The following is an 18,080-nucleotide window of genomic DNA, read 5'->3' as shown; positions in this document are numbered from 1 at the left end:
ATACATTTAAAAAAAATGGAACATCTTTGGGCTCCTTGGAGAAAAGCTTATTTCGAACGAGACTCTTCGGCTATTGATCATCTTTTTGAAATCATCGCTCAGAGTAGCGATGACGAAAAGAATTTTGTTTTAACAAGAGGAAAAACAACTTTTTCCCTGCTCAATCGTTATCCATATAATACCGCCCATTGTATGGTCGTTCCATATAGAATAATTAAAAGTATCACGGAATTAACTGACACAGAAATGCTAGAATGTTTTCATACTTTAAATAGACTTTGTAAAAGTATTCAGAAGCTTTTTTCTCCTCATGGTTTTAATGTGGGCTTAAATGTTGGTGCAGCTGCTGGAGCAGGTATCGAAAGTCATCTTCATTGGCATCTTGTCCCTCGCTGGAAAAATGACACGAATTTCATTACCACCATTGGCAATACCCGTGTCCATCCAGACGATCTTCCTACTGTCTACAGACTCCTTAAGGAAGATCTTTGCAAAGATTCCACCGCTCAAGAAGAAATTAAATAGCCCTATGAGTCCCTATTCTCTTTTCTTGCCTTGTCCATTTTGGCCTTACTTATCAAAAGGAACAAAAAGATCTTTACAAAATCAAAAGATTGGATAGAGTTGAAGCTTTTCCCATGAGTGCTTTGAAATTAAGATTTGGACTACCAAAAGGAAGCTTGGAAGAGGCGACAATCGATCTGTTCGCAAAAGCTGGTTATGTTGTCGCTCGGAACAGTCGTGATTATCGGCCTGCTATAGATGACGAGGAGTTAGAAGTCAGACTGGTTAGGCCTCAAGAAATTGCTCGATATGTAGAACAAGGTTTTTTGGATTGCGGTATTACAGGCAGAGATTGGATATTAGAGAACCATGCGGACGTCCACATTATTTGTGAACTCAGATATAACAAAACAACATCTGCACCGGTAAGGTGGGTTCTTGCTGTTCACGAAAACTCTCCTATTCAAAAGCCTGCGGATCTCCAAGGTAAGTGGATAGCCACGGAAGCCGTTAATATGGTCAAGCAATACTTGAAAAGAATTGGGGTTGAAGCTCATGTGGAATTTTCATGGGGAGCCACAGAAGTCAAAGTCCCAGAGTTGGTCGACGCCATTGTCGACATAACGGAAACAGGCTCTTCCCTAAGAGCAAACCATCTACGGATAGTGGATACGATATTAGAAAGCTATCCTCAATTCATCTGTTCTCATGCGGTATGGGAAAACAAAGAAAAAAGAAAAAAACTTACTTCAATGGCTCTTCTCTTACAATCTGCTTTAAATGCGCGGAATAAAGTGGGTTTAAAGATGAATGTACCCAAAGAAAATTTAAATGCGATATTAAAAATTTTACCAGCTCTCCGAAATCCCACTGTATCTCCCTTGGCCGATTGTCAATGGGTAGCAGTGGAAACGATTTTGGATGAAAGCTCAGTAAGGGAACTTGCCCCACGACTAAAAGAAATGGGAGCAGAGGGAATAATAGAATATTCGTTAAACAAAATCATTTACTAAAAATTTGTTGGACATGGGATCACTTAAAAAACGCCGCAAGGCAAAAATGAATAAACATAAGCGCCGGAAACGAAGGCGTGCAAATAGACATAAAAAGAGGCTTCGATACAAAGCTTAAATTGGCTTTTCCATTCCAAAGAGAATGGTGTCCAGTATTTGCTAGCAAATAGTCGGACTCAAGTGGCAAAGAGCAGTGGATTGATTCCAACTTGTTGGGATCGAAAGCCACAAAAGGAGTGGAGTTATTGGAGCTATTCTAGCTAGTCTTCTTAAGGGGTGCCTTTTAGAAAAAAGGTAGAAAAAACTGATCTGGCCAATCTTAAGTCTCTTTTTGCAGGCTGACTCATAAAAGGGTATAGGCCTCTTGCCAGGCTAAAAAATTCTGGACAGCAGCCAATGCTTGTTCTTATAATTTAACATCATGAGTTGTTTTTATATATCTCACAGAAGATTTTTAAAAAAAATATACGGCTACTATTACCTTTCTTCCTTTTTATCCCTTCTCTTTTTAATTATTTCAATTATTATCCCTCCTAACCAACTTTTGGCAAGAAGCAGATCGCATCATTCCTATAAAGGAGGGATTAAAGATCTTAGTTACGAGCAAGTTAACTCTCTTGTCCAGGCCAGTGGAGTCCTCCTCTACGACGCTACCTCTCACAAAGTACTTTTTGCAAGAAATGAGGATGTTCCCTATGCCCCTGCTAGTACCACCAAGCTTATGACTGCTTTGGTCGCTTACGATAAAACAGCATTCAAAGGTAGCGTACGGATCAAAAGAGAAGACACACTGGTGCAACCGTCTCATGTTCCTCTTATTGCAGGAGAAGTTGTTCCAGTCAGTCAACTGGTAGAAGAACTTCTAATCGGTTCCTGTAATGATGCCGCTTTAGCCCTAGCTAGATATAGTAGTGGCTCCGTTGAGAAATTTGTTGAAGAGATGAATCAAAAAGCGGCCTCTTTAGGCTGTCGGAATACCCATTTTGTTAATCCTCATGGGCTATTTGAACCTGGACAATACACAACAGCTCAAGATCTCATGCGAATCTTTCAAGCGGCCATAAAGAATCCAATTATTAACCAAATCTGTCAAACTAAAAAAATTCATTTTCAAAATGGAGGCATATCTAGAGTTATGTATAACCACAACCGATTACTGGGCAGTTATATGGGCATGGGACCAGCAAAGACAGGATGGACAAGAATTTCCTTACATACTTATGCAGCTTCTTGTGAAAGAAACGGCCATACTCTTTATCTGACCTTACTGCATAGCCCTGACAAATGGTATGACGCTCGAATCCTATTCGATTATGGATTTTCTCAAACTAAGCCACAATATACGGTCGAGGAGAAATTCTAACGCTTTTAAAGAAGCAAAGACCCTGATTATTAACTGTCTTTCCTTATGAATGACATATGGCAGACTGTTCTTTTAGGGATTATCGAAGGGGTCAGTGAATTTCTTCCCATATCAAGTACCGGTCATCTCCTTATTGCGGAGCATTGGATGGGAGAAAAATCTGAAACTTTCAACATTTTTATCCAGCTTGGAGCTGTCTTGGCCGTTTGTCTTATTTATAAAGAACGGGTTTCTAGTTTTCTTTTCTTGTGGAAGAACAAAGAAAAAATTCCCTACTTTTTGAAACTCACTTTAGCTTTCTTCATTACTGCGTTACTTGGATTATGGGTAAAAAAAATGGGGTGGGAGCTTCCTAAAGATCTTGGACCTGTAATCATTGCTATTTTTGGTGGAGCATTTTGGATCTACTTTGTCGAAAAAGTGTCTTGTCGCAATCAATCTGCTGTGGAAGATATTAGCTGGTTAACTGCCATAGCTGTTGGGGCAAGTCAGGTGGTGGCAGGGGTTCTACCAGGTTTTTCAAGATCGGCCGCCACCATTCTGATGGCTGTACTCTTCGGAGTATCACGACCTGCCGCTACTGAATTTGCCTTTCTGCTAGGAATTCCAACTATGTTTGCCGCAAGCCTTTTTTCTTGGATAGAACAGACTAATTTTTTAAAAGTACCTCCTACTGACCCTCCTCTCACCCTTTTGCTTGGATTTTTCGTTTCAGCCGCTGTTGCTTTCATTGCTGTCAAATGGCTTCTTTCTTTTATTCAAACCCACACATTTATTCCCTTTGTCTGGTATCGAGTTGGACTTGGGCTTGTCCTCTTGGTGATCTTTGCAATCGAATGGAAATCCCATTAACCGCTCTTTAACTCAAAAGAGCTTCTAGACAACAGAACTCAGGCTCTCACTCCATCCTCAGTCAAGCCAGAAATAACCGCGCGCTTTCCAAGAACCCATTTGACCACAAAGAGTATAGATAACTCTGTTGCAATAGTTTCTTCTTTTTAACTGCTTCTGGCATTCAAACTCCGTTAGATAGGCCTTTTTCGGCTCTACTAGCGTTCATTTAGTCCACTGAGCAATAGCGGAGAGCCTACAATGTTCTCCATAAGAGGAAACTACCAGTAAATTCATAGCTTTTTCAATCCTCTTTTCAAAAAGGGTTTTTAAACAAAAACCTCTTTATATTTTAACGCCCTTTTCTTATCGACCCACTCCTTTTTTATGAAAAAGAAAAGGAGTCTATTAAGAGATTCTAAAGGGAACATTATTCCCTCAAAAGAGATGGTCTTAAAAGTGGATCGAATGCTTAAAAACCTTGATGGCCTTGCTAGCCCTTCATCAATACTTCAGGGTTGTCCAGAAGCCCCCGGAATAGTCCTAGAAAAATCGATCGTTACACCACTGGACAGGGAAAGTAAAAATTACAAAAAAATTGTTAAAGAATATGAAAAATAAGGCCTCAATTCTTAGCAGCCCTTGCATCTCATCCAGTGGGCAAATCGCTTAGTCTCCTTGCTGTTGGTAAGGAGGGACTAGAACTTATGAAAAAAGGAAAGGTTCCTAAAAGAAACTTAGGAACCATCCTAGATGAAGATGGTATTCGGCGTAATGCCGTTGCTTTTTATAATGTCAAGAGGCTGCGTCAAAGCAGATTGGAAACTATCCAAGACAGTTATAATTGTCATCATATCATTCAGAAAAGTGTCCTGTCCAAAAATCATCCTTCGCCAAATGATCCAGCTAATCTTGTGCTTGTTCAAACTTTTAAAAGCAGCAATAACCAAATGAATCCACACCATTTCTGGCATGCCATTTTTCTTCACCCACAAATAAATGGGAACACCCAAACCCCACAACCATATTATGCAGTAAGACCTCTTTTTCCTATTTATCCTCCCATTCAAAAACCGATCCATTCGGTCGAACAATTGCGTAAAGAATTAAAAATGCTTGATCCACATGCAACTCTCCCACTTTCTTGGGAAAATAAGATTGTCGCCTTCTCTCGTCTTATCGGAGAACAACCATACCAAATTGATCAAAAATATAGAAAAGCTATAAAGCTTTTCCAAAAAATACATTCCAAAGAAAACAAGGAACCTTCACAAAATATTCATATAAGAAATTTGGCTGCAAAAGAAGGAGGTTGTTTTGCAAAAGACTGGCTACCTGCAGGCGCCATTATCAATGGGATCAAGCTTCCTTCGAACCATAAACCAAAATTTATATTGCCAATTATTAACAGTGAAAATAAAATGAATTGGGCAGTCGCAACGTCTAAATTTTATACAAAGGACAAAGAACTAAAGAACCAAGCGTTATATCGCTAATCAAAGGCTATGTTATGAAATACCTCGAATATTTAGAAATGGTCAATAAAGAAGAAACCGATGCAGGCTTCGAGCCTTTTAGAGGGAGACCAGAAGAAAAAATTTTGGCTTATAGAGATCAGGTTAAGGAAAAATACGGTATAGAAATCCCAGAGGATTATCTTGATTTTTTAAAAGTTGCCGATGGTTTTGCCCATAATGGGGTCGTCTTTTTTTCCACAGACCACGAAAGAGATGAATTTCAGGTAATTCCAGGATTAATATCTGAAAATCTAGCCCTTGGGACCTTTGAACAAAACAAGGATTATCTCATATTAGGCTATTCCAATCTTTTCTGGTATGCCTATCATTTCCCTACAAACAAATATTTGGCTTTGGATGAGGAGGATCTTCAGGAAGTAGTCGAATTTAAGGATTTCGATGATATGATGACAAGTGTTTTAAAATATGAAGCTTTAGAAATGACTGACGAAGAAGACGAAGAAGACGAATCCGAAGAAAGTCTCTACACTGAAGAAATTCTCATTGAAGAGTGGGAAGAAGAGGAAGAAGAAGAAGAAGAAGAAATAGATGAGAAAGCAGAAACAGGCAAAGAAAAATTAAAAGAAGAAGATTCTTCAAAAGAACAAGAAAAACAAAACAAACAAGAAAAGAAAAATGGCAATGGGAAACAGCATGGATAAGTTCAAAAGAAATCCGCTAAGCCTTTAAGTTAAGAATACCTATCGGATTAAAACTTGCCTTTCAACAGAATCAATGGTTTTCTATAGCCATCAAGAGAGTTAATAAGCCAATGCGTATTGTTTTTGTTTTAATATCCTAATGCTTTTATCTCACTTGTCTTTCAGTTTCGAACCTGACCATTTCCATAAATAATGTACTTATAGGAAGTAAGCTCTTTCAGCCCCATGGGACCACGAGCGTGAATTTTGTCCGTGCTGATACCTATTTCGGCTCCAAATCCAAATTCAAATCCATCAGTAAAACGTGTGGAAGCATTCCAGTAAACCGCAGCGGAATCGATTTTGTGTAAAAAAGCCTCCGCTGTGGCAGGGTCTTCCGTTACAATTGCATCGGAATGATTAGACCCATATTTATGGATGTGATTGATGGCCTCGTCAAGATTGCTAACAATCTTTATCGATAAAATAAGATCCAGATACTCTGTGGACCAGTCCTCTTCCGTAGCGGTGCTTATTCGATCTCCCATTATGTGAAGGCACTTTTCATCACCACGAATTTCTACTCCTCTATTTTGAAGCTCATTGACAATCAATGGAAGAAAATCAGGCGCAATTTTTTCATCCACCAAAAGCGTTTCCATAGCATTACAGACAGCCGGCCTTTGACATTTAGCATTCAGACAATGTCCAAGGCTTTTTCAAAGGAAGCTTTACTGTGGACATAAACATGACAGATCCCCTGGTAATGCTTAATGACCGGTACTTTTGCATGGTTTATTACCGTTTCAATCAATCCTTTTCCTCCTCTGGGTATTAGCAGATCGATGAAATCTCTTTGTGCGCAGAGAATGGGGATAGACTGCCGATCCATTGTAGGAATGAGAATGACAGCGTCTTCTGCAATATTCGTTTTCCTAAGTCCTTCGCGTATAGCAGTAACAAGCTCCTTATTTGTGTTAAAAGCTTCCCTACCTCCTCTAAGAATAGCCACATTACCTGATTTTAAACATAAGGCTGCAGAATCAACAGTGACATTAGGTCTTGATTCATAAATGATTCCAATGACTCCAATTGGAACTCTCACTTTTTTAATCAACATTCCATTAGGCCTTTTCCATTGCTCGATAATTTCTCCAATTGGACAAGGAAGCAATATTATGTCTTCCAAGGATTTTAGAAGGGCTGTAAACCTTTTTTCCCCAAGATAAAGTCTGTCTATGATCGCCTCGGAAAGACCCATATTTTTGCGTTATCGATATCCCTATCATTAGCAGCAAGAACGGTAGCCTTTCTTGCCAGAAGCTCCTCTCCTATAGCAATCAATGCTTGATCAATCTTTTTAGAAGAAAGCTCAGACAAGAAGCGACTTGCCTCTTTGGCCTTACGGCAAAGACACTGAATTTGTTCTGACAGTTCTTTCATTATTTTTTTTCGTTTCAAAAATTGTGCCCAATGGCTCCCCATTATAAATGCGAACTAAAACATTCTTTTCTCTTCCATCAGCAATCTGTGTTAGAATACCACTTGCTTGAGCTATTTTAGCTGCTTCAATTTTTGTTATCATCCCTCCCACCGATCTCTCGCTCCTGGTTCCTTCTGCTAGCTTTTCAATCGTGCTGTCGATTTCTTCCACATAGGAGATCATTTTATTTCTCCATTTCTACAATCCATCAGCCCAGCAACATTGGAGAGAATAATCAGCCTTTGCGCTTCTGCTAAAACTGCAATATGAGAAGAAAGCCGATCGTTGTCCCCAAACCGAATTTCTTCGTAAGAAACACAATCGTTTTCATTAATGATAGGGATAATGGTTTTCTTGAGCAATAAATTCTCTAAAAGTTTCTGAATATTCTTACGCAAAGAAAGACTATCTAGATCAAAATACGTCACAAGGAGTTGGGCAACATGAAACCCATGAGCTGAAAAGAGTTGTTTGTAATAATGCATGAGATAAGGTTGACCTAGCGTAGAACAGGTCTGAAGTTCCTCAATGCTCTCCGGCCTTTTGGAATAACCTAAAATATCCATTCCACAGCTTATAGCGCCAGAGCTAACAATAATCACATCAATATTTTTCTTTTTGATTTCTATGAGCTGCTTTGTAAGATTCTCCATTTGAGGCAAATCAAGAGAACCTTCCCTGGTGCTCAACACTCCTGTTCCTAACTTGATCACCCATCTTTCTGGTTTCATGTCTTAAACAATGAAATAATTTAGGATAGCAGAAAAAAGACAATAGAAAATAATAAAACGGGCATTTTCTCTCTCTCTATTTTGTATTTTGTCATTAAACTATACTAAAAAAAACAAATGGATCATCCAGTATTAATCATTGGCTGTGGATATATAGGAAAACTAGTAGCTAAAAGCTTACAACAGAAAAATCAAGAGGTGATCGGCTTAGTAAAAAGCCTGGAGAGTAAAAACCGTTTGCAACAGCTGGGAATTCCCGCGGTAGCTTTAGATATTACCGATCATGATTCTATAAATTCTCTACCCAAAATCTCAGCCGTCATTTTTTCTGCTTCTTCAAATAGGAGTGGGCCTTTAGCATTTGAAAAAATCTTTTCAATTGGACTCGACAATGCCTTGAAAATAGCCAAAAATTGCCCTTTCCTATTAGTTTCTTCTACTTCACTCTATACGCAAACAGAAGGCCAGTGGGTAGATGAAGAGTCTCCAGCAACTCCGACAACTTCCTCTGGAGAAATTTTAAAAAAAGCTGAAGTAAAAGTTTTAGACAGAGGTGGTACCGTTCTAAGAGCATCCGGAATTTATGGACCGCAAAGAGTTTATCGGGTCACTGGATTGCTACAAAATACCGTTCGAATCGATCCTCGGAAAAAATGGATTAATCAGATCCATGGACGGGATTTAGCAACTGCCATTGTTCATTTTTTAACTATTCCTGGCTTATTTAATATCACAGACGACCTTCCCACCCTCGAGGAAGACTTTTACCACTGGCTATGTCAAAGATTTGACCTTCCCCTTCCTCCCATTGAACCCAAAGCTCATCATCCCAAGAGAGGATATTCCAATAAAAGGGTCTCCAATAAAAAAGCTAAAACTTTTGGTTTTATGCTTGATTTCCCAACCTTTAAGGAAGGATATTCTGAACTCATCAAATTTTTTAAATCCATTGGTTGAATTAGGATAAGCTGCAATGAAAGAAGCCAATTTGCTGGACGGTAGGCTAGTGGCACAACAGATTCATAGAGAAACAATGGAGATTGTTCAGAAGTTGCGACAACGTGGAGTTCAACCTTCTGTCGTTTTATAAGAGCTGGACAGTTCCCACCATCTGAACTTTATGTTAGAATGAAACAGAAGAAAGCTCAAGAACTTGGGATCAAATCCGAAGTTATTTCTTTTGCTGAGGATGTATCACAAAACGAAGTCTTAGAGAAGCTCTATCAATTAAATCAAGATCCTTCCATCCACGGCATCCTTGTCCAACTCCCACTTCCCAAACATCTTTCTGAGAAAGAAATAGCTCTTGCTATTGATCCTAAAAAGGATATTGATGGATTTCATCCTTTGAACCTTGGAAAAATGCTCCTTGGAGAAAAAGACTGCTTTTATCCCTGCACTCCCTTGGGTATTCAAGAACTGTTGAAGCGCTATAACATCGAGATCGAAGGAAAAGAAGTGGTTATCCTTGGAAGAAGCAATATTGTTGGAAAACCAATGGCAGCTCTACTACTCCAAAAATCGAAGTATGCGAATGCAACAGTGACTATTGTCCATTCCTTCAGTCAAAACATTAAAGAACATTGTCAGAGAGCCGATATCCTGATAGCCGCAATGGGCAAAGCCCGGTTTGTAACAAAAGATTTTGTCAAAGCTGGTGCAGTGGTTGTTGATGTTGGAGTTAGCAGGGTTGCTGATGCTTCCTCACATAAGGGATTTAAGATTGTTGGAGATGTTGATTTTGATGAAATAAAAAAATAGCCTCCTGGATTACGCCAAACCCAGGAGGAGTTGGTCCCATGACCATAGCAATGCTTTTATCCAATACCGTTAAGGCCGCTGAACTTTCTCTCTTTTCATAATTCCCCATTTTCTGCTTCTGCAATATCATGCATATTCATTACACTGCTGAGATGGCCATTCCATGCCACTTATGTCCCAGCCTGAGGAATCCATTTTTCTTCTAGAGTACTACCCTCTCCATTTTCAGAAGCCTTCTGCTCCTTTTGTTCTTCTTTGCTTTCAGCAGGTCGGAGCTCCACTAACCGGATATTCCTATACGCTCTGAATCCAGTACCCGAAGGGATTAAATTCCCCATAATGATGTTTTCCTTAAAGCCTTTGAGAGGGTCTACTTTTCCCAGGGTAGCCGCATCCGTTAAAACCCTTGTTGTATCCTGAAAGCTGGCAGCCGCTATGAAGCTGTCCGTATCCAAGGAAGCTTTGGTAATTCCAAGAAGGACTGGCACCCCAACAGCGGGCTTACCTCCCTTAGCTTCAACGATTCTATTTTCTTCTTCAAATTTTAATCGGTCGACCTGTTCTTCCCACAAGAAAGAGGTATCTCCGGAATCAAGAATTTTTACCTTTTTAAGCATTTGTTTGATGATAATCTCAATATGCTTATCATTGATCTCGACTCCTTGTAGTCTATAGACTTCTTGCACTTCATTGAGTAGGTATTCCTGTAATTCCTGAATACCGCATACTTCGAGAATTTCTTGGGGCACAATCGGCCCTTCTGTTAATTGCTGGCCCTTTTTAACAACATCCCCCTTATAAACAATCAAATGTTTAGAAAGGGGAATCAGATGCTCTTCTTCTATCCCCGTTTGTATGTCCCTAATCAGTATCCTTCTTTTGCCACGGATAATTCCTCCATCTTCCACAATCCCATCTATTTTGGCAATCTCGGCGGAATCTTTGGGTTTTCTTGCTTCAAAAAGCTCTGCAACTCGAGGTAACCCTCCAGTTATATCCTTTGTTTGAACCATCTTTCTAGGAGTTCTAGCTATTCTTTGTCCAGCTACGACCTTATCTCCTGGCTTCACTTCGATTCTTGCTCCAGCGGGAATACCATAAAAAGCAATAACTTCTCGAGTGTTTTCGTCCAGGATGAGTAACTGAGGATGAAGATCATGTTTGTGCTCAATGACAATCGTGCTAATCTGTTTGGTCGTTTCATCCAACTCCTTTTTCACAGTTACCCCTTCAATGATATCCCTAAATTCAACAATGCCTCCTTTCTCCGTCAAAATTGGAACATTATAAGGATCCCATTGAACAAAAACCTGTCCCTTTTTCACCATCTCTCCATCTGGAATCAAAATAATCGACCCAACAATAACCGTATGTCTTTCCAATTCCCTGCCTGAGGGATCCAGAACAGCAAGATAACCGCTTTTACTCAACACTATGAAATGGTTTTCAGCTGTTTTAACTGTCCGAAGATCAATGTATTGGACGATGCCATCGTTTCGAGCTCGAATCTGAGGTTGTTTGAAGACTTGGGAGGCGGTCCCTCCAATATGAAAGGTTCGCATGGTCAGCTGTGTGCCTGGTTCTCCAATAGATTGAGCAGCAATTACTCCAACTGATTCACCAAGCTTTGCCATTTTATTTGTAGCCAGATTCAACCCATAACACATGGCACAAACGCCCCACTTGTTTTCGCAGGTTAAGACAGAACGAATCTTTACTTTTTCAACTCCAGCCTCTTCGATCTCTTTAGCTTTCCTTTCATCGATGAGTTCTCCAGGTTGGATGATTTTCTTCCCAGTCATTGGATCGAAGATTTCATCACAACACACCCTTCCATAAATTCTTTCGGATAATTTCACAATTTCTTCGTCCCCCTCATAAATCGCTTTGACGATAATTCCCTTATTCGTCCCACAATCTTCAGCAGTAATCACAACGTCTTGGGCAACATCATGCAATTTTCTTGTCAAATAGCCCGCATCAGCCGTCTTTAAAGCTGTGTCAGCAAGTCCTTTCCTTGCCCCATGGGTACTAATAAAATATTCCAAAACAGAAAGTCCTTCTCTGAAATTTGAAATAATAGGTCTTTCTATAATTTCCCCGGAGGGCTTGGCCATGAGTCCTCTCATTCCAGCAAGTTGCCTGACCTGTTGCCGATTCCCTCTGGCTCCCGAATCCACCATAAGATAAAGAGGATTGTACTCCGGTCTTCCTAGATTACTCTCTAAAGTCTTGTAAATGACACTAGAAATTTCTTCAGTAGCTTGTGTCCAGATATCTACAATTTTATTATATCTTTCTCCATCAGTTATAGCCCCTGATCTGTATTGTCGCTCCACAACATTGACCATCTCATAAGCTTTTGCAATGATCCTGGATTTCTCAGTGGGAACAATCATATCATCCATTCCAATGGAAATGCCAGCTTTTGTGGCTTCAGAAAAGCCTAATTGCTTGAGCTTATCAAGACATTGAACCGTTTTTTCCCTGCCAACCTTTTGATAGCACTTCAGGATTATTTCTCCAAGCTGCTTTTTGCCAGCAGGTTTATTGTAAAAGCCGAGTTCTTCAGGCCATATTTGATTAAAAATGACTCTGCCAGGAGTGGTCTCAATTACTTTTTTGTTTTTATCACCAAAAATCGTTTCTTTTCCATAATCAGGATTTTTAAGAAAAATGAGATCATGTACCTGCAAATTTCCATCATTGTAAGCAAAGATGACTTCCAAAGGATCGGAAAATAGCGGCTTTCTTTTTTGTTCCTGAGCTTTGATCTTCAGGGGAGCTTGCGTTATGTAGTAACAACCAAGCGTGATATCTTGGGAGGGCGTAGTGATCGGCTTACCGCTGGAAGGCGAAAAGATGTTCAATGGAGCAAGCATTAAAAGTCGAGCCTCCAACTGAGCTTCTATGGAAAGTGGAACATGGACTGCCATCTGATCCCCATCGAAATCTGCATTGTAGGCAGTACAAACCAAAGGATGGATACGAATCGCATCTCCTTCGATAAGGATCGGTTCAAAAGCTTGAATAGAAAGCCTGTGCAATGTCGGAGCCCTGTTTAAAAGAACTAAGTGTCCGGCAGTTACTTGTTCAAGCACGTCCCATACCAGTGGATCCTGTTTTTCAATCATCTTCTTGGCCGTTCGCACCGTATGGACATGCCCCAGCTCTCTCAGTCTTCTAATCATAAAAGGCTCAAAAAGAACAAGAGCCATTTTTTTAGGAAGGCCGCACTGGTGGAGCTTTAACTCTGGGCCGATAACGATGACTGATCGGCCGCTGTAGTCAACCCGTTTGCCTAATAGATTCATCCGGAACCGCCCCGTTTTTCCCTGAAGCATGTCCGATAACGATTTTAGTGGTCGATTCCCCGCCCCAGTTACAGCCCTTCCATGCCTGCCATTATCCAAGAGGGCATCTACAGCCTCCTGCAACATCCGTTTTTCATTTCTGATAATCACATCAGGAGTCTTCAACTGTAGAAGGGTTCGTAATCTGTTATTTCGATTTATGACCCTTCGGTAAAGATCGTTCAAATCTGAAGTGGCAAATCTTCCTCCTTCAAGAGGAACTAAAGGCCTTAAATCTGGAGGGATCACAGGCAACACCTCCAATATCATCCATTCAGGCCTCGTTTCCGAGCTTATAAGTCCTTGCACTAGTTTCAGCCTTTTCGAAAGCTTCTTTTTAAGTTGTTTGCTTCTCGTTCCTTCAATTGCTCTGGCTAGATCACTTGCAAGGGATTCCAAATTGATTTGCTTTAACACGTCTCTTACAGCTTCAGCTCCCATTTTCGCTACAAAGGAACCCTCTCCGTATTGTGCCAATGCGTCTCGATATTCCTGTTCTGAAAGAAGCTGTTTAAACTTCAAAGGCGTTTTCCCTGGATCTACCACAAGATAATCTTCATAATAAATCACCCGCTCAAGATCCTTTGCGGTCATATCCATCATCAAACCCAGTCGACTAGGCATGCATTTTAAAAACCAAATATGAGAAACAGGCACAGCCAGTCGGATATGACCCATCCGTTCTCTTCTTACCCTTGATAAAGTCACTTCTACGCCACATCTATCACAAATAACCCCCTTATATTTGATTCTTTTGTACTTCCCACAAGCACACTCCCAATCTTTTGTTGGACCAAAAATCCTTTCGCAAAACAATCCTCCTTTTTCGGGTTTAAAGGTCCGATAATTAATAGTTTCCGGGTTGCGTACTTCTCCCTTACTCCATGACTCGATCGTTTCAGGGGAAGCAATGGAAATTCTTACCTCATCAAATCCTATTGTTTTTTGAAAACCAAGCACCTGGCGAGCTGTTAAATTATTTGCTTCCATATCATCTTACTCCTTCTTTATTTTAAGCTGCTTCACCCCCATTTAAGGCTTTCGAAGAGGTTGGTTTCATATGTAAGCCAAACGAATCCGATCGCTGGCCGATGGTGACTTCAAGACACAACCCTTGCATTTCTTTGACAAGCACATTAAAAGATTCTGGTGTTGTCGTCTCTAAATAATTTTCCCCTTTAACAATGCTCTCATAAATTCTGGTTCGACCTTGCACGTCGTCTGATTTAACCGTTAACAACTCCTGCAAGACATAAGCAGCGCCATAGGCTTCCATTGCCCAAACTTCCATTTCACCAAACCGTTGGCCACCATACTGCGCTTTGCCTCCCAAAGGCTGCTGCGTTACTAGGGAATAAGGTCCAACAGCACGGGCATGGATTTTATCAGCAACCATATGATTGAGTTTCATCATGTAGATCACTCCAACAACCACTCTTTGATTAAACCGTTCTCCAGTTCGACCGTCATAAAGGATGCTTTTCCCATCTTCATCCATACCCGCCTTCACCAAAAATTCCCGTATTTTCTCTTCTTTCACTCCATCAAACACAGGAGTGGCTACATTGAAGCCTAGCTTCTTTGCAGCTATCCCAAGATGGGTTTCAAGCACTTGCCCAACATTCATTCGAGAAGGAACTCCCAGCGGATTAAGAACAATATCTACTGGGGTACCATCGGGAAGATAGGGCATGTCTTCTACGGGAACAATTTTTGAAACAACTCCCTTATTCCCATGCCTTCCAGCCATTTTGTCTCCAACCGAAAGCTTTCTTTTGTTAGCAATAAATACTTTTACCTGCTTGATGATCCCAGGTTCTGTATCTTCCCCACTTTCTATTTGATCAAGTTCTAACTCTCTATCGTTTCTTAGTTGTTCAAATTTGGCTTCAAAATTACCAATAATATCAAAGATCTTGGAACGGATTGGACTTGGATCAATCTCAATCTTATCGTAGGCTTGAGCCATTTTCCTTAAAAGAACCTTTGTGATTTTCCGGTTAGCAGGGATGATAATCTCTCCCGTCTCCACATTCACCACATCCAGTGGAATTTTTTCGTTCAGTAAGATATTGGAAAGAGCCTGCGTCAGTTCTTCTCGAAGCTCTTCTTCTTTTTTATCATACCTTTCTTCGATCTCTTTGATTTTCTGTTTCGCTTCCGAAGCACTTATCTTTTCTTTTCTAACACGAGCCGTCCCTGAACTGACCCGTACATCCATTACGATGCCATAAGTGCCCGATGGGACCCTCAAAGATGAGTCTTTCACATCAGCAGCTTTTTCTCCAAAAATAGCTCTTAAAAGCCTCTCTTCTGGAGCCAGTTCGGTTTCGCTTTTAGGCGTTATTTTTCCTACAAGGATATCCCCAGGCTTAACTTCCGCCCCAACTCGAATGATTCCATCAGGGCCAAGGTTTTTTAGTGCCTCATCTCCTACGTTAGGAATATCTCTAGTGATTTCTTCCGGTCCCAATTTCGTATCCCGAGCCACTATCTCAAATTCATCGATATAAATACTTGTAAAAAGGTCTTCTTTGACAATCCTTTCTGAAACAATGATAGCATCCTCAAAGTTATATCCATTCCAAGGCATAAAGGCCACAAGCAGATTTCTTCCCAGAGCAAGTTCTCCATTCTGCGTACTTGGACCGTCGGCTAGAATATCTCCTTTTTTAACTGCCTGTCCTTTTTTCACAATGGGTTTTTGATTGATACAAGTCCCAGCATTAGATCGCATGAACTTGTTAAGCTTATATATACCAACTTCCTTTTCAGAACCTTGTTTGATTTTCTTTTTCTTAAGATCGGCAATAGATCCAGTCGGCGTTACAATGATTTCATTTCCCGTAACCGATGCTACCACACCGTCTGTTTCACTAACCACCACAGCTTGAATGTCCCTAGCAACTCTTTCCTCAATTCCTGTACCCACAATCGGTGCTTCTGGCTGGATGAGGGGAACAGCCTGCCTTTGCATATTAGAACCCATGAGTGCCCGATTCGCATCATCATGTTCAAGAAATGGAATGAGCCCCGCAGCTATAGAAACTATCTGCTTGGGAGAGACATCAATGTATTCTACTTTTTCTCGTTCCACTTCCATAAACTCTCTGCGAAAGCGGACAGCAACTCGCTGATCTAATATCATTCCATCATCAGAAACCGCCGTATTGGCCATGGCTATCACGTAATTTTCTTCCTGATCAGCTGTAAAATAAACGATTTCATTGGTTACCTTGCCATTAACAACCTTACGATAAGGCGTTTCCAAAATGCCGTATTCATTAAAGCGGCTATAAGAAGCCATTGTGGCAATAAGCCCAATATTTGGTCCTTCTGGAGTTTCAATAGGACATATCCTTCCATAATGGGAAGGGTGCACATCTCTGACCTCAAAACCGGCTCGTTCTCTTGATAAGCCCCCTGGACCTAAAGCCGAAAGCCTTCTCTTATGAGTCAGCTCTGAAAGAGGATTAATTTGATCCATTAACTGAGAAAGCTGGCTGCGAGCAAAAAAATCTCTTATTGTAGCCGATAACGCCTTAGGATTAATCAATTTTTGAGGGGTCATTCCTTCCGTATTGACATCAAAAAGCGTCATCCGCTCCTTGACGAGTCTTTCGGTTCGAGCTAGTCCCATTCGACACTGATTGGCTACAAGCTCACCAACTGCACGCACGCGCCTGCTCCCTAAATGATCAATATCATCAGTAATCCCTTCCCCTTTTTTAAGTTTTATTAAATAACGGGTGGCAGCTACAAGATCCTCCCAAGTCAATATGCGAATCTCTGGATCTACTTGAATGTTCAATTTTTGATTGAGTTTATACCTGCCAACTCTTCCTAAATCATATCTTTTTGGATCCAGTAGAAGCCTTTTCAAAAGGAGTTTTGCATTCGATTCAGTTGGCGGGTCTCCAGGCCGCAGCCTTCTATATATTTCTTTTAAAGCCTCAATTGGGTCTTTCGTTGGATCTTTCTTTATACACTTAATCAGCGTATCATCATATTGCACATCGACCACCTGAATCGTCTTAATGCCCAAATCCAACAGCTGCCTAACCACACTTCTTGTTACTGGCTCATAAGCCCTAGCCAAAACCACCTCTGGGTTATTGGGATCTCGGACTTCGTTAACGAGTACTTTGGTGGCAACTTTTTCTTCTTCGATACCCTCCGAAAGATTGATTTCCTCAACCGTGTAAAAAAGTCTGATAATTTCTTCATCCCCACCTGTCCCCAAGGGAGATGAGGTCCCAGACAATGCAGCGGCAAGGGCTCGTAACAAGGTAGTAATAAGAAATTTTCTTCTCTTTTTCCTTCTGTCCAAGTAGACATAAAGCAGATCGTTGGAATCAAAGGCAACTTCAAGCCAACTGCCTCTGTCAGGAATGATTCGAAAGGAATAGAGCGTCTTTCCATTACTGTGAAAAGAAGATTCAAAACAGATCCCAGGAGATCTATGTAATTGGTTGACTATTACCCTTTCAGCCCCATTGATGATGAAACTTCCCTGAGGAGTCATCATTGGTAACTCACCCATGTAAACCTTCTCTTCTTTTACCCCTTCCTCATCTTTAAGCCGAAATGTAACATGCAAAGGGGCTGCATAAGTTTTTCCATCCCGAAGACAATCGATGGGACTAAATTTAGGTTCGCCAATTTCGTAATTGACATATTCCAGCCTGACTTTCCCATCGTAACTTTCTATCGGAAAAACTTCCTGAAAAACTCCATGCAACCCCTCAGGTTTCCTATCCTGTGGAGCTACCGAGAGTTGGAGAAAATCGGCATAAGATTTTGTTTGATGTTCAATAAGATTAGGCAAACTCAATCCTTCCCGAATTTTCCCAAAATTGATTCTCTGCATTTTCTGATTCATA

12 protein-coding genes and 2 pseudogenes are annotated in these 18,080 nt (G+C 40.6%); 9 read left to right on the top strand and 5 right to left on the bottom strand.

Translation table 11 applies throughout. The annotated features are described in order from the left end of the window. Positions 1 to 15: 15 nt before the first annotated feature. The 7 genes from kam1_RS04140 to kam1_RS04110 all read left to right on the top strand — a co-directional run bounded on the left by kam1_RS04140 (position 16) and on the right by kam1_RS04110 (position 5,890). The gene (locus kam1_RS04140; protein ID WP_039721790.1) at positions 16 to 525 is read left to right on the top strand and encodes an HIT family protein; all 510 of its coding nucleotides are present in this window, start codon (positions 16 to 18) and stop codon (positions 523 to 525) included. 113 nt (positions 526 to 638) lie between these two features. Further along, a complete protein-coding gene (hisG, locus tag kam1_RS04135) occupies positions 639 to 1,517 on the top strand; it encodes an ATP phosphoribosyltransferase (RefSeq protein WP_039721863.1) in 879 nt (292 codons plus the stop codon). Between the two features lie 421 nt (positions 1,518 to 1,938). After that, the gene (locus kam1_RS04125; protein ID WP_039721791.1) at positions 1,939 to 2,880 is read left to right on the top strand and encodes a D-alanyl-D-alanine carboxypeptidase family protein; all 942 of its coding nucleotides are present in this window, start codon (positions 1,939 to 1,941) and stop codon (positions 2,878 to 2,880) included. Positions 2,881 to 2,925: 45 nt separating this feature from the next. After that, entirely contained in the window at positions 2,926 to 3,732 is an 807-nt protein-coding gene (locus tag kam1_RS04120; protein ID WP_039721792.1) for an undecaprenyl-diphosphate phosphatase, read from the top strand. A 366-nt stretch (positions 3,733 to 4,098) separates the two neighbouring features. Next, the gene (locus kam1_RS10505) at positions 4,099 to 4,332 is read left to right on the top strand and encodes a hypothetical protein (RefSeq protein WP_244946166.1); all 234 of its coding nucleotides are present in this window, start codon (positions 4,099 to 4,101) and stop codon (positions 4,330 to 4,332) included. Between the two features lie 86 nt (positions 4,333 to 4,418). Beyond that, positions 4,419 to 5,207: a hypothetical protein gene (locus tag kam1_RS04115; protein ID WP_244946165.1), complete on the top strand. Its 789-nt coding sequence runs from the start codon at positions 4,419 to 4,421 to the stop codon at positions 5,205 to 5,207. Between the two features lie 14 nt (positions 5,208 to 5,221). After that, entirely contained in the window at positions 5,222 to 5,890 is a 669-nt protein-coding gene (locus kam1_RS04110) for a YrhA family protein (RefSeq protein WP_039721794.1), read from the top strand. Between the two features lie 161 nt (positions 5,891 to 6,051). Here kam1_RS04110 and kam1_RS11230 read toward each other — a convergent pair. From kam1_RS11230 to kam1_RS04100, 3 genes and pseudogenes are all read right to left on the bottom strand, one after another. Further along, positions 6,052 to 7,312, bottom strand: a pseudogene (locus kam1_RS11230) (glutamate-5-semialdehyde dehydrogenase). Further along, complete coding sequence (locus kam1_RS10485; protein WP_244946161.1) at positions 7,272 to 7,535, bottom strand: hypothetical protein; 264 nt, start codon at positions 7,533 to 7,535, stop codon at positions 7,272 to 7,274. The pseudogene kam1_RS11230 and the gene kam1_RS10485 overlap by 41 nt, the downstream one beginning before the upstream one ends. After that, positions 7,532 to 8,083: an amino acid kinase family protein gene (locus kam1_RS04100; RefSeq protein WP_244946160.1), complete on the bottom strand. Its 552-nt coding sequence runs from the start codon at positions 8,081 to 8,083 to the stop codon at positions 7,532 to 7,534. The genes kam1_RS10485 and kam1_RS04100 overlap by 4 nt, the downstream gene beginning before the upstream one ends. 117 nt (positions 8,084 to 8,200) lie before the next feature. On the opposite strand from kam1_RS04100, the gene kam1_RS04095 reads away from it, so the two are divergent. Together kam1_RS04095 and kam1_RS04090 are read left to right on the top strand one after the other, a co-directional pair. Next, positions 8,201 to 9,040 (top strand): NAD-dependent epimerase/dehydratase family protein, encoded by an 840-nt coding sequence (locus kam1_RS04095; protein ID WP_039721797.1) that lies wholly within the window; start codon positions 8,201 to 8,203, stop codon positions 9,038 to 9,040. Between the two features lie 16 nt (positions 9,041 to 9,056). Further along, a pseudogene (locus kam1_RS04090) lies at positions 9,057 to 9,945 on the top strand (bifunctional 5,10-methylenetetrahydrofolate dehydrogenase/5,10-methenyltetrahydrofolate cyclohydrolase). A 69-nt stretch (positions 9,946 to 10,014) separates the two neighbouring features. Here the strand turns inward: kam1_RS04090 and rpoC are convergent. Further along, a complete protein-coding gene (gene rpoC, locus kam1_RS04085) occupies positions 10,015 to 14,187 on the bottom strand; it encodes a DNA-directed RNA polymerase subunit beta' (RefSeq protein WP_039721798.1) in 4,173 nt (1,390 codons plus the stop codon). Positions 14,188 to 14,209: 22 nt separating this feature from the next. Beyond that, positions 14,210 to 18,079 carry a DNA-directed RNA polymerase subunit beta gene (rpoB, locus tag kam1_RS04080; RefSeq protein ID WP_039721799.1) on the bottom strand — a complete coding sequence of 1,290 codons (3,870 nt, stop codon included), beginning with the start codon at positions 18,077 to 18,079 and terminating at the stop codon, positions 14,210 to 14,212. Between the last annotated feature and the right edge of the window lies 1 nt (position 18,080).

It is taken from the genome of Methylacidiphilum kamchatkense Kam1, from assembly GCF_007475525.1.
GTDB classification, from domain to species: Bacteria; Verrucomicrobiota; Verrucomicrobiia; order Methylacidiphilales; family Methylacidiphilaceae; genus Methylacidiphilum; species Methylacidiphilum kamchatkense.
Note: the sequence above shows the minus strand (reverse complement) of the source record. Positions and strands in the feature narration are given on the sequence as shown.

What these genes read in the sequence shown, in the direction of transcription:
- kam1_RS04140 (WP_039721790.1), top strand. Translation starts at nt 16, where the DNA reads ATGGAACATCTTTGGGCTCCTTGGAGAAAAGCTTATTTCGAACGAGAC.
- hisG (WP_039721863.1), top strand. Translation starts at nt 639, where the DNA reads ATGAGTGCTTTGAAATTAAGATTTGGACTACCAAAAGGAAGCTTGGAA.
- kam1_RS04095 (WP_039721797.1), top strand. Translation starts at nt 8,201, where the DNA reads ATGGATCATCCAGTATTAATCATTGGCTGTGGATATATAGGAAAACTA.
- rpoB (WP_039721799.1), bottom strand. Translation starts at nt 18,079, where the DNA reads ATGAATCAGAAAATGCAGAGAATCAATTTTGGGAAAATTCGGGAAGGA.
- kam1_RS10505 (WP_244946166.1), top strand. Translation starts at nt 4,099, where the DNA reads ATGAAAAAGAAAAGGAGTCTATTAAGAGATTCTAAAGGGAACATTATT.
- kam1_RS04115 (WP_244946165.1), top strand. Translation starts at nt 4,419, where the DNA reads ATGAAAAAAGGAAAGGTTCCTAAAAGAAACTTAGGAACCATCCTAGAT.
- kam1_RS04125 (WP_039721791.1), top strand. Translation starts at nt 1,939, where the DNA reads ATGAGTTGTTTTTATATATCTCACAGAAGATTTTTAAAAAAAATATAC.
- kam1_RS04120 (WP_039721792.1), top strand. Translation starts at nt 2,926, where the DNA reads ATGAATGACATATGGCAGACTGTTCTTTTAGGGATTATCGAAGGGGTC.
- kam1_RS04110 (WP_039721794.1), top strand. Translation starts at nt 5,222, where the DNA reads ATGAAATACCTCGAATATTTAGAAATGGTCAATAAAGAAGAAACCGAT.
- kam1_RS10485 (WP_244946161.1), bottom strand. Translation starts at nt 7,535, where the DNA reads ATGATCTCCTATGTGGAAGAAATCGACAGCACGATTGAAAAGCTAGCA.
- rpoC (WP_039721798.1), bottom strand. Translation starts at nt 14,187, where the DNA reads ATGGAAGCAAATAATTTAACAGCTCGCCAGGTGCTTGGTTTTCAAAAA.
- kam1_RS04100 (WP_244946160.1), bottom strand. Translation starts at nt 8,083, where the DNA reads ATGAAACCAGAAAGATGGGTGATCAAGTTAGGAACAGGAGTGTTGAGC.